Below are 13,831 nucleotides of genomic sequence, written 5' to 3'. Positions count from 1 at the left end.
GAACATGAAAGTATCTTGGCGAACGTTGAGCACCGTCTTACTGGAAGACGAATTGCTCGACAAAGCCTTCTCTCGAGCCAAGAAAGCGGCTGACCGAGTTGACGACCCTGTTCGTGTGTTTCGTGTGCGAAAACAGATGACCCGTATGGTCCAAACCGCAGCCGATGTCATCTCCAATCAATTCATTGAACTCGTGGCTGCTTGGCCATCGCTTGACCAATCGCCTTTGTTTGATATTGCAATGATCGATGCTTGTGTAGGATGCGATGATTATCGTAAAAACCTCGCAGCCCTTCAATGGGCTGGGAAGCAAGTATTACGGATTGCTTCACAGAATGCTAAGAAGATTATTCGTACGGGCCGTACCGAATTAATGCACGATGCTCGAAGGGAAGCCTACGGACGTATTTCATCCATCATGCGACAAGTAAGTTCTTCGTTACTTTGGCTAAGCGAGGCAAGAGAGACACTGAAGCGCCTTCCTAAAATCGACCCAATTCTTCCTTGTGTTGTGGTATGTGGAGCGCCTAACGTTGGTAAGTCTGCCTTCATTTCAGCATTGAGTTCGGGCAACATGGAAGTCAACCATTATCCATTTACAACCAAGCAAATTCACGTTGGGCATTTTGTCCATCGCAGGCTCCAATATCAGCTGGTTGACACGCCAGGTCTGTTGGACCGACCTATGAATGAACGAAACTACATCGAGATGCAAGCGATTGCCGCCTTGGAACACGTTGGTTCTCTGGTCCTCTTTTTGGTGGATGAAAGCGAATCATGTGGCACGTCTTATGAAGAGCAAATGAGTTTGTTAAAGGAAGTTGAAACCTTGCTGCCTGAAACCGAATTACTGGTGGTTACCTCCAAAGCGGATTTGCTCAAACCGCTCCCTGAAATGTGGGATGAAGTTCAAGCGGCTGAGGAAGAGTGGAACGCAAACGGCGGTCAAGGTGAACCTGAGTTGCCGTTTTTGTTGGACCCTAAAGGAAGAATTACGATGTCTGCAACTGAATTCGTCGGGATGGATTCCATGCGACTTGAAATCGTTCGTAAAGTGAAAGCGGCTCGGCCCAACGATCCAATGGCCCTTCCAGAAGGATGGCACCGCAACGACCAATGATCACATTTCTTCAATGGCTACAAGGCCAAGGCCTTCCATACCATCTTTCATGATGCTTCGTGCAAGTTCGGAAAGCCACAGGTAGAATCCGTTCACTTCGCCATCGGTAAGGATGTGGCAGTCTCGGTAAAATGCATTGTATGCGTTGGCAAGATGGAGCATGTGTTCGGCAAACAAATGGGGGCGATGGTCATTGACTGCTTTTTCCACTCGGTCTTGATGGACAGCGAGAACCCTAAGGAGGGCAACCAAGCCATCAGAGAATTCATTCTCAGGCTCAGTATTTCCCTTGAGGACGGTGTTAATTGGCCCGACTTCGCTTTCAACTCGCTTGCGAATTGAACACGCTCGTGTATGGCTGTACATGATGAACGGTGCTGAACCCGCTTCAAAGGTAAGTGCGTCTTCCCAGCGGAAGGTGAATCCTTTCTCCGGACTTACCTTGATGATGTTAAATCGGACCGCTGAGGTGCCTACTGCCTCTGCGATGGTAGCGATCTTTTCATCTTCATAATGTGGACGAAGTTCTCGGACCACTACCGCTGCTTGCTCTTTTGCTTCCTCCAGCAAATCATCCATGAAGACAACGTTTCCACGACGGGTTGACATTTTCCCTTCTGGGAGTTTGATAAATGAATAAAAGACAACTTCTGGGCGTTGTTCTCCAAGTTCCTCCAGTGTCATTCCAACTTGTTTCGCTTGAAGTTTATGGTCTTCACCAAGCACGTTGATGAGGTCACCTCCTTGGGTCCATTTCCACATGTGGTAAGCAATGTCACGGGTAGCATAAAGCGAGGAGCCGTCACCTCGTCGGTAAAAGAATTCAGTTTTACCCTTCAGTCCACGGGCGCCGAGGTCGAGGTATTGAGCTCCATTGTCGGCTTCGCCGTTGATTTCAAGCGTTCCTAGTCGTTCCATGAGGCGGCCAACATCACCGTTGGTCACAAAAATGGATTCCTTGGTGAATCGGTCGAAGTGAATTCCAAGGCGGCCCAATGTGGAGAGCATTCCTTCCAATACCGGCTGGTATGCAGCTTGAAACGAAGCGAGTACGGCCTCATCACCGTTTTCACTTGCATGGACCATCGTTCCAATGCTCTTCTCAATTTCTTCAGCGGCTTCTTCTCCTTGGCGGAGTGCTTGTGCGGCTTGGTACCATCGGACCCGTTCATGGTCTGCCTTTCCTTTCCAGGAGGGATTAACTGGCTCTCGACCAACCAATTGAGCCTCCACGTCTTCAGCCGATAGGTGTTCCAATGCCCAAGCGAGAACAGCGACTTGTTTGCCCATGTCATCAACATAGTATTCAGCCGTGACATCGTTTCCAAACAACCGGTGCAGTCGAACCAACGTATCGCCCAAAATGGCGTTGCGGGCGCGGCCAACGTGAAACGGACCGTTTGGATTTGCTGAGGTGTGCTCAATGAGAACACTGCGGTTTGGAGATGGATGGGAGCCCTGAGTTCCAAATTCCATCAATTGCTCTACAATCCATGCTGGATTTGCTCGGATGTTTAGATAGCCGTTCACGCCGCTCACTTCTCCAATTGCAGGATGTTCTGCAACATGTTGTGCGAGTTGTTCTGCGATTTCAGCAGGAGCCATTCCCAACCGCTTTGCAAAAGGGAAGCACGGTAGAGCGAGGTCGCCTTGGTCAAGTTCTCTTGACGGTTGAAGCATCTTTTCAACAGGCATTTGTTCTACGCCCATGTTCGTTAGGGCTTCGATGATGAGGGGTTGAACGATTCGCTTTAGCATCTGCATGAGATCACTTCACATCCAAGGATAGCGCAATATTGCTGCAAGTCCACCGAATCCAAGCATCAGTTGAGATCCTTCTTCAGTGTCTGTTGAAATAATGATCACTTCTGTATTGCTTGCTTCAGCGTTCTTGCTTAGCGTGTCAAAGACTGAAACGGTTTCAAGCACTCTCATCGCCTCACCGGATGCTGCACATTCGGGGCACGATATATCCTCGCTGGCCTTCTTGACCCGCTGGTCCCATTCATGCTTGCACTTTTTGCAATGGACCTTCAAATCCTTTGCTTTCAATCCTTCAGAAAACAACAATTTGTGGACTGCACCTTCATCCAATGCACGTTTTACCATCATTTCACCGTAGGTTGCTTTCGGATGAGGGCGTATCAGTTCTTCCAAGAATCGGTTCATGGTTTGGCGCTCAGCGTCCAATTCAATTTCACCCATCATTGCTCCTGCATTTTCAACGAGTTCCCGAACACCGGATTCGTTTGAGTAGCCGACGTCAAAGTGAGTTTTAGCAATCTTTTTGACGATTTCGTGGTGGAAGTAATCGTTCTTCACCACGAAGTCTTTGGTTGCGCCAGGTCCACCGATAATGATGGCCTGGATGTTTTCCAAATGCGGGAGCCAATACGCATTAGCATGTTCTGTGGCTCGTTTGAAAAAGTTGTGTGCAGCCTCTTCAATCAATCGTTCGAAACGTTGGGCAGACTGACCACCCTGTCGGTGCTTGCCCATGATGTTGGAAACAAGATGTTCCTGCACGTGAATCCGTTTTCCTGAAGCGATCCCGTAGGCTGCTTCCGAGCGGTCAATCACAAACAAACCGTAGGATTTTTTGTCGATGAGCATTTCCTCTAATTGTGTTAATTCAAACTTTGAATCACATCGGTAACGGAAGGACAGCAAGGGTTCGGGAGGGTCTTCAATGACGACGCTAATCATACGATTCTTGTTGTTGCCGATGATGATTGAGCCAACGAAGATGGCGATGCCGAATTCACCTGCATTTTTGTAACGGGAGAGGGTGGAGAGGGCGGATTCAATAGCACCTTGGACGTTTTTACGCGTTCCTTTTGATTTGATGTTTGCAGCCTGACCGTGTTCGTTTTGAAGCATTTGGCGAGCATCTGAAACCTGGCGGTCAGGTGGGATGATCAATGTGACAAGCTCTGTTCCGAATCCCTTCATTTCACGAAGTTCTTCCAAAGCGAGTTTGAGACGGAGCCGTCGCGCTGATTGTTTTGCATCGTCCGCCACTTGCTACGCCTCCCATGTGTGGGTCTAGGTGGGGCACTTCAAACCTCGCCTGCCTTTGTTCTGTCCTAGGGTTTGACAGCCCTTGTTCGGGGATAGGATGAAAGGATGGCCGCGTAGCACAGGAGTCATGAGCATTCGCCATGTCGTTGCATTGGGTGGTAGTCTTCTCCGTCCGGAGGAAGCGGCTCAGCGGGAAACCTGGATGGCTCGTCTCAGGCAACTCGTCGTCCATTTGGAGGGAAACGGTCGGAAACTGGCCTTAGTGGTCGGTGGAGGTCTCCCTGCTCGTGAAGGAATTGAACTCGCCGCCCCCATGATTTCATCGGCCCATCGACTTGACGAAATCGGAATTGCAGCCACTCGACTCAATGCTACCGTTCTCCAACAAATTCTTGCTGAGATTGGATGCGATGTAGCCCTTACCATCCCGCATACGATTGAAGATGCCCGACTTCTGATGGATTCGCACCATGTTGTCGTGATGGGCGGTACGGTCCCTGGACATACCACCGACACGGTCGCTGTTCGTTTGGCAGGCGCTGTCCAAGCCCGTCACTGCATCATCGCTACGAACGTGTCACACGTCTATTCCAAAGACCCACGTCATCATGACGATGCTGAAGCATTGACCGAAATCACACTGGATGAACTCGGCGCTATAACCGGGGTGGGGGTTCCACTTGAGCCGGGCGCTTCTGCGGTCGTTGACCCCATGGCGGTTCAAGCAGCCATGGACTCGGGAATGAATTTGGCGGTACTTGACGGCAGAGATATCGGGCTTCTTGACGATGCCTTAGAAGGCAAGCCTTTCGTAGGTACGACCATCAAAGCATAGGTGAGCGTTATGGTGAATGCAAAGAAAGTGAAGGAAATGGTAGCGAAAAAATCCAGCCAATTTGCGGGGTCGCTCTCCAACAATAAAATGCAACCTCACAAGCACTGCCGTATCTGCTTTCAGCCCATCCCTCTTTCTTCCGAACCAAGGGTGTGTAAAGAACAAGATTGCATCGATAAAAACATTGCAGACGACAAAAACCAACGAACGGTGAGGATTTTCATGTTCATCTTCTTTGGGCTCTTTGCAGCGCCCTATCTGATTTCGCTTGCAATACGATTGTTGGGTTAGTCCAGTCCGAATTCACGGACAAGAAGGTGGCGTAAGAATCCACGTGCACTTTGCAACACCAGGCCTGTGGCCATCAATGCCAGTCCTAAGACCCCGATCCAGACAGCAGAAATACCGTCTCCGATGACACTGTCAAGCTGAGTGGTGAATCCTTGAGCGGTCTGCATCCCCATGGCTGCTCCGGTTGCTAGAAGTCCAAATCCAGGGATTCCCAATACCAAGAGTGGTTTCTTTTGAGACAGTGAAAGCATGGCCCATGTGAGGACCGTAAATCCGTGGGATACGGCTGTGAAATTGGAACCCTTGGGTACGTCATAACGGATGATGGTGGGGACCTCGAGAACACGAAGTTGTTTTTCCCGAGCGTCTTCCAACATTTCGAGAGACAATTCCATACCTTCGGAGTCAAATCGAAGTCGTTCCAGAGCCATGCGTGAGAATGCACGGAATCCAGATTGAGTGTCTTTGATGTCAAGGTCGCTTGAAAGGTTCGATGCTGCTGTAATGACTTTGATACCAAGTCTACGGTATGCAGGCATGTCCGTTCCACCGCCCCCGTCTACGAAGCGAGAGCCGATGGTGAAATCCGCTTCTCCACTAAGAATCGGTTCGAGCATGTTGGGGATGTCATGGGTTTCATGCTGTCCGTCTGAATCCAACAAAACCAAGGCATCAGCGTCCATTTCCAAGGCTTCCATGAAGAGTGTTTTGAGCGCCCCGCCGTATCCCCGATTGATACGATGTCTGACGACGATTGCGCCACATGCCTCTGCGATTCGAGCACTGGCGTCAGATGAACCATCATCAATACAAACCACTTTGTCGACGTGGCGAAGAGCACGAATTACAACCGAGCCAATGGTCTCCTCCTCGTTGTACATGGGCATGCCCGCAACGACGAAAGGCCTCTTGGAAGGCTCCGTGTCAGTGATGGTTGTCACAAATAAAACCCGATTCTCCCTTCTATATAGGTGTGTTCGTTTTTTCATCCAATCCCTCCCGAAATACGGGCATGGGGCCCGATGGCCGGCCGAAGACGACCAACGGGCGCTGACTTCATCTTGGTAGATCAAGTAAGTCTGACATAGGTTCAATGCTCTCCTCAGTCATGCAGTTGGGCGATGGTTGTTACCGCACGATCACCTGACAGCACCTTGTTAAGGGCGGCGATGGAAATGACCAGGGGGACATAGGATTGACCATCGCTTGTCATGTAAGTGTTGCAATCAGCAAATGCCGCCGTATTGATGGATACTTTGAGAGCCCCTCCAGCGTTGCTGCGGCGGACATACCCGACCAATACATTGGAATCGACCGATTCATCTTCGTTCATGGTTGCGTTTTTCTTCACGTTTTCACCTCCTCCGAGACATCTTCTCAGAGCCAAATCGCTGCTCGTCAACGGTTATGAATGACTTGCATGAGTGTTACAGAACTCAATACCTAACCCCTTATACCGGCGCCCTTGGTGCTTTGACTATGCGAGCCTTGGTAACCGGAGGAGCTGGCTTTATTGGGTCCCACCTCATTGACCGCTTGGTCGCACGCGGCGACCATGTGGTTGTTCTGGACAATCTTTCAAGCGGTCAAGAATCGTTCATTTCTCATCATTTGAAATCGGGTTCGGCAACGATGGTTCACGGTGACGTCTGTCATCTTGAAGATGTCAAGAAGGCCATGTCAATGGAGATTGAATGCGTCTTCCATTTGGCTGCTAATCCCGATATTCGCCTTGGTACTCGAGTCACTGATACCGACCTTCAACAAGGGACCATCGCCACATACAACGTCGTCGAAGCCATGCGACTGAACGATGTCAAGAAAATCGCTTTTGCCTCAAGTTCCGTTGTTTACGGCGAAAATGCACCACTCCCCACTCCTGAGAATCACGGCCCCTGTATGCCGATTTCGCTGTACGGTGCCAGCAAGCAAGCTGGAGAAGGATTGATCAGCAGTTGGGTTGGTACGTTCGGGCTCCAAGCATGGATTTTCCGTTTTGCTAACATTATCGGAGCACGAGGTACACACGGTGTGATCTTTGATTTCATTCACAAACTCAAAGCCGACCCAACCCGACTTGAGGTCTTAGGTAACGGTCGTCAAGAAAAGTCCTACATGGAAGTTGGAGACTGTGCTGATGCTATTCTCCACGTGATGGGGAAGACCGATGAGCCGCTCAATCTCTACAACCTCGGAAGCCACGATACTGCTTCAGTTCGTCGGATTGCTGAAATCGTGGTTGAGGTCACTGGATGCAATGATGCAAGCATCGAATACACCGGTGGTGACCGAGGTTGGGCTGGAGATGTGCCTCGTGCTCGTCTTGCTATTGACAAAATGTTAGAAAGTGGATTTGATGTCCGCATGAACAGCGAGGATGCGATTCGATATACTGCATCTGTTTTACTCGACGAAATTGGAATGGGGAATGAATCATGAAATACGATGAAGAAGCCGATATACGAACCGACACAGCCATCAAAATCATGGCACTTTTCTTTGCCTCAATCATGTTTTTGGCATTTACTACCGACCCCATCGCAAGCGGGACTAAGGAAGGACAACGCGCACCTGCGTTGGAAGGTCTAAGTTACAACGGAACCGGTTGGACCGAATTTAATATGGATGACTGGCTGGTTGATAACTGGTCAGCAGGTGACGATACTGGCGAGTGGCTCGTCGTTGAATTCATCGACACGGACTGTGGATTCTGCTGGGATTCCGCCTCTGAAACAGGCCAAGCTGCAGATTACTTTTCCAAGACAGGAGCTGAGAAGTGGGACGGTCCAGTCGTAAACTTCGTCGCAAATGTCGGTGAACTCAACATTCCAGGTCACGAAAGCAGTCGGTCTGAAATCATTGCCTTTAGAGATAAATCGGGTGAAGAAACATGCGCTAAGGGCGATTGTACAACCCGTCCTGGTAATCCTCACTATTTCACGTACATTGACGATTTGGACTTGGACAACATGGATGAATGGAAGGTGCCAGGAACACCAGCATATTACCTCATTCAACCCGATGGTATTGTGGCTTGGGTCTCATCTGAAAACCCCAGTGAAAAAGTAGGGGATGCCATCATAAGAATTGTAGGCGGTGAACAGTAAATGGACGCTAATATCATCTTGATGCTTTACATCGTGCCGCTCTTGTTCGGGACGCTACTGCTAACATCGTTTGGTTCGAGCTTGGGCAATACCCTCTCTGCTAATTGGCCAAAGTTGAAAATTCCTCGCCGGCAACGGCTTTTGGGATTGAATATCGTTCTTCTGGTCGGCTTTGCAATCTCTGTTCACACCCTTTGGATTTCAAACAAAATCAGTGAAGGGGGCTCAGTTTGCTCAAGCGCAACGGTGTTTTCATGCGATGATGTCCTTGGAAATGTTGCCTACAACACCGATCCATTGTTTGGCCTATCTTGGGGTATGATTGGAATGGTTGCTTTTGGCGTACTGATGTTCCTGGCGAACTCAATTTCTAAGGAACCCGATGCTCTATGGGCCGAACGGTATTCCAAGTATGGAATGTATCTGACCCTACTCGGTCTGCCGGTGATTGGATTGTTGATCTCCTACGAGGTAGCCATGGGGAAGATATGCCAGTACTGCACCACCGCTCACGTTGCCAACGTCATTGCTTTGTTCGGTTTCTGGACCATCTCTCGCATGCATGAGCGTGGAGAATGGAACGACGATACAACCACCGACGCCGATGTTTGATTGTCAAGAGGCCTTTGCATGAAATCCGATACCGTATTCTGGTTGCTTCTCACCGTAGGAGCTGTTGTTGCTATGGGCGTGTTGCTCGGCCAGAGTGACGGTTCGAGTGAAGTGTTCTCAACCGCTGACGAAAAGCATCCACTCGCCGAAGATTGCCTCGGCGGGCATGGTGATTACGTTGATCACTACCATGCCGAATTGGTTCTCTCGGTCAACAATGAATTTGTCGAGGTTCCAGGGGATGTCGGCCTTAACGACGGGGGCTGCACCATGCGCCAACTTCACACTCACAGTACGAACGGCATCATTCACATCGAACTGAAAGAGCAAGGTGTTGAAGCACCCCTTGAGGCGTTCTTTGACGTATGGGGCAAGCACTTTGACGAAACCGGTTTTGATGATTACCGAACGGATGACAGTCACGAATTCCTCATGTTTGTCACGACGCAAGATTCTGAGGGAAATGAAAACCGAGAACAGGTCACTACGTTCCAAAACCATGTGTTGGAAGACGGTCAAAAAATTGAACTCATTTATCGAGAAATAGCGTGATCAGGGCGTGTACGTCCCGTCAAAGTGGAATGCGTTCGGCTCCTGGTCAATCACTTCCATACGAAGGACGGTGACTTCAATTTCGGTCGCTTCGAGATATGTTGTTCTTAGTTCATGCATCAGATGACGCTGAACATCTTCGATTTCTTCTCCATAGAGTATGGTGAGGTGGTGTGAGGATTCGTCCCCGACCTTGGCTACATACTCGATGACCCACTCCTTGAGGGGGGCCTCTTCTTCCCATGTGATGTCTTCCCATGTGTTTGTCATGGTTATACATTGGTCCTGAAGTTTATCAAACCTCGCTTCAAATGCACATGCAATTGACAGATATCGGGGTTAATTACCCGATTTCGGGGTGATAAGGGGGCTGAATCAGCATTGTGTTACTTTTTACGATAAATAGCAACCAAACTTAATCCGGTGCAAAGCCCGATAAGAATCCAAGTTGCGGTTGAAGATTGCTCAACTGAAATTGAACGGTGCGCCATTTCAACAGCCCCTAACGACATTGGCTCAGATCCATTTTTCAGCGCATCAAGCGTATGTTCGTGCACAAGAACTACGCTCCAGGATTCATAATTTGGAAACTCAATCGAAAAGTCGGTGTTGCATTCATCGTTCGCTGTTGCGTTTAACAAACCAAGGTTTGCTGAGATTGCTCCGGTTTCAAGATTGCATTCAGCTATGCCAAGAAGCACTCGGTCTCGTGTGGGACCTCCGACGTTCACGCCTCGGTCTGGAACTTCTGCCCCGTGTTGCAGAACGAGGAAGGTCAGTTGCGTTCCGTTACGGGTCAAGGGTTCTGCATTGAGAACGGTTGCCTTGTATCCCGAATCCGTTGCTTGTACTTGAAACGCCAGAGGAGTTACTTGCTGCCGTTCTAACTCAGTGTTGAGGATGTCACGTTGGACATCCTGCCAGGCTTCATACCCGCCTCGTGGCGAGCCACCTTCCACAACAAATGTTGGTGTTGATGCGATACCTGGGTTCACGGCTTTCATTCGCTCAATTCGGTGGGCTGCTGCTTCAGGTCCGAAGGCATCCTCACCATCGGTGGGGTGAAGTGCGATAAGTGCGATACGGGAACCGTGACTGTCGGCAACCGTTTCGAGTTCAGGGTCAACCTCGGAGCATACCGAACACCATGTGGCGGTGAATTCCTCAACAAGAAGGGTTCTTCCCCCCTCGCCAGTTGACACGGGGGCGGCAAATTCTTGGTCCAACTGTACGATGATTGCGGTCACCGGTTGAACCAGTAAGAGTGCTACCAGGTAGATGCCGAGCCCGATAAGGGTCCATCTTTTCGTTGTTGATGAGCGCACCCTTTGTCCTCCTTGGTTACGGCGAGGATGCCTTCTGCCTTGATTGCTTGGATTTGGGTAGGATTGAGAAAAGCATTCATGAGGGCATCGTGCTCGTATGCGCTTTGGAGAGGTAGGATATGGCAGACCACTGGATTGAAAATCACAAACGTGATTCTTGGCGGAAACAAGCCAAGGCCAGCGGATATCGTGCTCGGTCTGCCTTCAAACTTAAACAAATACAGGAACGGTTTGGGCTTGTTCGCCAAGGCGATACGATTCTCGACGTTGGATGCTTCCCTGGAGGCTGGTCTCAAGTCGCCGTGGAATTGGTTGGCCCGGAAGGACATGTCATTGGAGTAGACCTTGAACCGTGTCAACCCGTTGAGGGGGCAGTGCTTCTTACTGGCGATATTACCGACCCCTACACCCAAGAGCGTGTTCTTGAGGAACTTGGTGGAGACTTGATTAACGTGATCGTCTCAGATATTTCTCCCGACATCACTGGGAAATGGGACATGGACCAATCAGTAGCCATGACTCTCGTAGCCGATGTCTTTGATTTTTCACTGCCTCTTCTCAAGAAAGGTGGCGCATTTACGACCAAACTGTTCCAAGGAGTTGGAGTGCAAGAATTGATTAATGCTGTAAAACCCCACTTTTCCACAGTCCGCCGCTATTCTCCGGATGCTTCTCGAAACTCCTCATCCGAAGTTTATCTGGTGTGCAGGAATCACATGCCCTGGAAGTCTCCGAAGCAATCCATCCGAGAGCGGTACGAAGAAGCAGTTGATGTCTTGGTCGGCGGAAATGAAATCGAGGAGGGTCCTGCACCGACCTCAACCACATTCACCGTTCGCCGCAAAAAGAAGGAGTGAAAGGTTTCAAGAGCATTAAGGCTCAACCTTTTCCTCATGTCAAACAATGACCATCGTTGGCCCGCACCTGTAAACCGAATCATCAATTTACGTCCAAATGCTCCTGTGAGGCAATTGGAAATGGTTGTGCTTCGAATCTACCCTCAACGTCTCGTTGTATCCCAGCACTACACTGGACCGGTTGCAGCCGCTTGTGGAAGGGATGATACGGGTATTGTTGGATTGGTATTGTGGGGTGGGCAAGTCGATGATGTCCGCATTGGAGACATCATTCGCATTGAATCCGGTTGGTGTCGGCTTAGGGAACAGGCCTTGGTGGTAAGTACCGGCAGAACCGGCCGTATGTCAATAGTGAGCCGTTTTGGAAGTCATTCTCAAAGAAGTTCGTTCACGCAACCATAAAGAAGGGGAGGGCGTGGGCAGAATCGTCCCGAGGCGTTATTATGAGCGAACGAGCATCTACTTGCACATCATCTGGCATTCCCCTTGCAGAAAAGGGTTCCACGACTTTCCCCTGCCCTGGTTGCTTCAAGCCAATCGGGCGCAGCCCACGAGTACGCAATCAAGGTGTGCTCTACCGATGCCCTAACTGCGGCTTCGAAGGACCCTGAGGTGATTTTAATGGGTATGGTAGTCATGACATACAAGGTCAACCCAGATTCGGATGTTGACGATGTTGATAGCGACGCAATCGCAGAAGCCATTCGTGGCCTTCGAACCGATAACTACGATGTCCAGAAGGTCGAGACAAAGCCTCTCGCCTTCGGCCTTAAATTTGTACAAGTTCACGTCACAATGAACGACGGCGAAGGTCTTGCAGATGCTTTTGAAGCACAAATGAGCGACATCCACGGTGTTGGCGAAATTGAAGTCCTTTCAATGGGCCTTATTTGAATCCTCAATTATCCCCAAGCAGCACACACTGTGCGTACTTGAGACGGTCAACGAATGAGCCTTACTCATTCACCTTTTCGAGAATACTCAATCATTGTACCAATTAGACTAATCGTCACAGCAATAGGCAGCCTCATGGCCAACAAGAAAATCGACGTCTTGTCGGCGTCGGACAAACAGAGAAAAGCTTGGAAAAAAGCAGAGAAACTGATCACTCAAAATAAAGCAGAAGACGCTCTTTTGATCCTTAGAGAAATTGATCAGAATGGATCTCACCAAACCACACTCCGGCTCGCAGGCAAGGCAACCCATAACATCGCTCAACAGTCAACTTCCAAAGCGGATTACCGCAAGGCTGCCTCTCTTCTTCGTGATTCAGTAAAAATGAATCCAAAGGACAAAAAGTCAAGTAAAGCTCACAATGATTTGCTCAATGAAATGCAAGATCTGAGAATCAGGCATCGTTCGCTCAGGAAAGTTGGCTACGCCATATCAGCAATTGCAACTTTGCTTTTGATTGTAGGTACCATAGGAGTTTCACTTGATTCCCCTCCACGTGAGGCTCCCGCCTCCCCTCCATCTTTCACGCAGGGCACAGTATTTTTTGGCCCTGAACCACTCCGAGGTAATCCGGTTCCACTCTTACTTTCGGCAGAGGCGACCGTAAAATGGGATAGAAGTGATATTTTCCTTGTCATTGCTGATGCAGATAAAAAAGAGGAGTGCGACAGCATCCCACCCATTGAAAGAGTTATGTCAACCAGTCAAACATGTAAAGCGGAGGACAGCGAATATGAAATCGTCGGCGAAAATGGTACTACAGGGCTAACATGGGCTCCAGAAAAAGGCGAGTATTATGTGGGCATAGGTACTTTGGGAGAGAGCAATCCAGACGGTGATAAATTCACCCTGGGTATTTCCATTGAATTGAACCTCTCAATAGGTGGTTATGTCTTGACATTATTGTTCGGTGCATTCGGTGTTCGATTGATAAAAAATGATTGATCATTCAATGAAGTCAGACATTGCGATTCATTCAGGAATACGAACCTCTCCCTTTGATTGCCCTGAATTACCCAACCGATCATGATTCATTCACGTGGGTGTCTACATAAGGCCCTTGCACACAATCGGTTTGTACACTATGGTTCGCAGTGAGTCATATACATCGCTAGCCTTTGCTTTATTGAGCAAATCCCAATTTGAGCATCAACATC

The 13,831-nt window shown here is 49.3% G+C and carries 17 protein-coding genes; 11 read left to right on the top strand and 6 right to left on the bottom strand.

What is annotated here, in order from left to right:
• Positions 1-4: 4 nt before the first annotated feature.
• The gene (locus AAA857_RS00150) at positions 5-1,120 is read left to right on the top strand and encodes a GTPase (RefSeq protein WP_338171846.1); all 1,116 of its coding nucleotides are present in this window, start codon (positions 5-7) and stop codon (positions 1,118-1,120) included.
• On the opposite strand, the gene argS is transcribed toward AAA857_RS00150, so the two are convergent.
• Together argS and prf1 are read right to left on the bottom strand one after the other, a co-directional pair.
• The gene (argS, locus tag AAA857_RS00145) at positions 1,121-2,884 is read right to left on the bottom strand and encodes an arginine--tRNA ligase (RefSeq protein WP_338171843.1); all 1,764 of its coding nucleotides are present in this window, start codon (positions 2,882-2,884) and stop codon (positions 1,121-1,123) included.
• Positions 2,885-2,893: 9 nt separating this feature from the next.
• A complete protein-coding gene (gene prf1, locus AAA857_RS00140) occupies positions 2,894-4,141 on the bottom strand; it encodes a peptide chain release factor aRF-1 (RefSeq protein WP_338171840.1) in 1,248 nt (415 codons plus the stop codon).
• 127 nt (positions 4,142-4,268) lie between these two features.
• Between prf1 and pyrH the strand changes: the two genes are divergently transcribed.
• Positions 4,269-4,976: a UMP kinase gene (gene pyrH, locus AAA857_RS00135; protein ID WP_338171836.1), complete on the top strand. Its 708-nt coding sequence runs from the start codon at positions 4,269-4,271 to the stop codon at positions 4,974-4,976.
• A gap of 9 nt (positions 4,977-4,985) precedes the next feature.
• Complete coding sequence (locus tag AAA857_RS00130; RefSeq protein WP_338171834.1) at positions 4,986-5,267, top strand: DUF2116 family Zn-ribbon domain-containing protein; 282 nt, start codon at positions 4,986-4,988, stop codon at positions 5,265-5,267.
• Here AAA857_RS00130 and AAA857_RS00125 read toward each other — a convergent pair.
• Positions 5,264-6,154, bottom strand: coding sequence for a glycosyltransferase family 2 protein (locus AAA857_RS00125; protein WP_338171832.1), 891 nt, complete (start codon positions 6,152-6,154; stop codon positions 5,264-5,266). The two genes, AAA857_RS00130 and AAA857_RS00125, sit on opposite strands and share 4 nt — an antisense overlap.
• A 215-nt stretch (positions 6,155-6,369) precedes the next feature.
• Positions 6,370-6,618 (bottom strand): hypothetical protein, encoded by a 249-nt coding sequence (locus AAA857_RS00120; protein WP_338171829.1) that lies wholly within the window; start codon positions 6,616-6,618, stop codon positions 6,370-6,372.
• Between the two features lie 128 nt (positions 6,619-6,746).
• On the opposite strand from AAA857_RS00120, the gene AAA857_RS00115 reads away from it, so the two are divergent.
• The 4 genes from AAA857_RS00115 to AAA857_RS00100 are packed head-to-tail and all read left to right on the top strand — an operon-like array spanning position 6,747 to position 9,538.
• Entirely contained in the window at positions 6,747-7,706 is a 960-nt protein-coding gene (locus AAA857_RS00115; RefSeq protein WP_338171827.1) for an NAD-dependent epimerase/dehydratase family protein, read from the top strand.
• Positions 7,703-8,374, top strand: a complete 672-nt coding sequence (locus AAA857_RS00110; protein WP_338171825.1) for a hypothetical protein — start codon at positions 7,703-7,705, stop codon at positions 8,372-8,374. Before AAA857_RS00115 ends, AAA857_RS00110 begins: the two co-directional genes overlap by 4 nt.
• On the top strand, positions 8,375-8,986 hold the full coding sequence (locus AAA857_RS00105) for a vitamin K epoxide reductase family protein (RefSeq protein ID WP_338171823.1): 612 nt from the start codon (positions 8,375-8,377) through the stop codon (positions 8,984-8,986).
• A gap of 18 nt (positions 8,987-9,004) precedes the next feature.
• Complete coding sequence (locus AAA857_RS00100) at positions 9,005-9,538, top strand: hypothetical protein (RefSeq protein ID WP_338171820.1); 534 nt, start codon at positions 9,005-9,007, stop codon at positions 9,536-9,538.
• Here the strand turns inward: AAA857_RS00100 and AAA857_RS00095 are convergent, their stop codons facing one another.
• Together AAA857_RS00095 and AAA857_RS00090 are read right to left on the bottom strand one after the other, a co-directional pair.
• Positions 9,539-9,808, bottom strand: a complete 270-nt coding sequence (locus AAA857_RS00095; RefSeq protein WP_338171817.1) for a hypothetical protein — start codon at positions 9,806-9,808, stop codon at positions 9,539-9,541.
• A gap of 116 nt (positions 9,809-9,924) precedes the next feature.
• On the bottom strand, positions 9,925-10,863 hold the full coding sequence (locus AAA857_RS00090) for a thioredoxin family protein (protein WP_338171814.1): 939 nt from the start codon (positions 10,861-10,863) through the stop codon (positions 9,925-9,927).
• 119 nt (positions 10,864-10,982) lie between these two features.
• Between AAA857_RS00090 and AAA857_RS00085 the strand changes: the two genes are divergently transcribed.
• The 4 genes from AAA857_RS00085 to AAA857_RS00070 all read left to right on the top strand — a co-directional run bounded on the left by AAA857_RS00085 (position 10,983) and on the right by AAA857_RS00070 (position 13,619).
• Positions 10,983-11,720 (top strand): RlmE family RNA methyltransferase, encoded by a 738-nt coding sequence (locus AAA857_RS00085; protein ID WP_338171811.1) that lies wholly within the window; start codon positions 10,983-10,985, stop codon positions 11,718-11,720.
• Between the two features lie 36 nt (positions 11,721-11,756).
• Complete coding sequence (locus AAA857_RS00080) at positions 11,757-12,122, top strand: hypothetical protein (protein WP_338171809.1); 366 nt, start codon at positions 11,757-11,759, stop codon at positions 12,120-12,122.
• 219 nt (positions 12,123-12,341) lie between these two features.
• Positions 12,342-12,614 (top strand): elongation factor 1-beta, encoded by a 273-nt coding sequence (locus AAA857_RS00075; protein ID WP_338171807.1) that lies wholly within the window; start codon positions 12,342-12,344, stop codon positions 12,612-12,614.
• 135 nt (positions 12,615-12,749) lie between these two features.
• The gene (locus AAA857_RS00070; RefSeq protein WP_338171805.1) at positions 12,750-13,619 is read left to right on the top strand and encodes a hypothetical protein; all 870 of its coding nucleotides are present in this window, start codon (positions 12,750-12,752) and stop codon (positions 13,617-13,619) included.
• Positions 13,620-13,831: the final 212 nt, after the last annotated feature.

It is taken from the genome of Candidatus Poseidonia alphae (genome assembly GCF_943787815.1).
Taxonomy (GTDB): domain Archaea; phylum Thermoplasmatota; class Poseidoniia; order Poseidoniales; family Poseidoniaceae; genus Poseidonia; species Poseidonia alphae.
This window is presented reverse-complemented; position numbering and strand designations above follow the sequence as displayed.

Excerpts from the sequence above, each read along its gene's own strand:
- AAA857_RS00150 (WP_338171846.1), top strand. The coding sequence starts at position 5 with ATGAAAGTATCTTGGCGAACGTTGAGCACCGTCTTACTGGAAGACGAA.
- argS (WP_338171843.1), bottom strand. The coding sequence starts at position 2,884 with ATGCAGATGCTAAAGCGAATCGTTCAACCCCTCATCATCGAAGCCCTA.
- pyrH (WP_338171836.1), top strand. The coding sequence starts at position 4,269 with ATGAGCATTCGCCATGTCGTTGCATTGGGTGGTAGTCTTCTCCGTCCG.
- AAA857_RS00130 (WP_338171834.1), top strand. The coding sequence starts at position 4,986 with ATGGTGAATGCAAAGAAAGTGAAGGAAATGGTAGCGAAAAAATCCAGC.
- AAA857_RS00125 (WP_338171832.1), bottom strand. The coding sequence starts at position 6,154 with ATGCCCATGTACAACGAGGAGGAGACCATTGGCTCGGTTGTAATTCGT.
- AAA857_RS00115 (WP_338171827.1), top strand. The coding sequence starts at position 6,747 with ATGCGAGCCTTGGTAACCGGAGGAGCTGGCTTTATTGGGTCCCACCTC.
- AAA857_RS00110 (WP_338171825.1), top strand. The coding sequence starts at position 7,703 with ATGAAATACGATGAAGAAGCCGATATACGAACCGACACAGCCATCAAA.
- AAA857_RS00105 (WP_338171823.1), top strand. The coding sequence starts at position 8,375 with ATGGACGCTAATATCATCTTGATGCTTTACATCGTGCCGCTCTTGTTC.
- AAA857_RS00100 (WP_338171820.1), top strand. The coding sequence starts at position 9,005 with ATGAAATCCGATACCGTATTCTGGTTGCTTCTCACCGTAGGAGCTGTT.
- AAA857_RS00095 (WP_338171817.1), bottom strand. The coding sequence starts at position 9,808 with ATGACAAACACATGGGAAGACATCACATGGGAAGAAGAGGCCCCCCTC.
- AAA857_RS00085 (WP_338171811.1), top strand. The coding sequence starts at position 10,983 with ATGGCAGACCACTGGATTGAAAATCACAAACGTGATTCTTGGCGGAAA.
- AAA857_RS00080 (WP_338171809.1), top strand. The coding sequence starts at position 11,757 with ATGTCAAACAATGACCATCGTTGGCCCGCACCTGTAAACCGAATCATC.
- AAA857_RS00075 (WP_338171807.1), top strand. The coding sequence starts at position 12,342 with ATGGGTATGGTAGTCATGACATACAAGGTCAACCCAGATTCGGATGTT.
- AAA857_RS00070 (WP_338171805.1), top strand. The coding sequence starts at position 12,750 with ATGGCCAACAAGAAAATCGACGTCTTGTCGGCGTCGGACAAACAGAGA.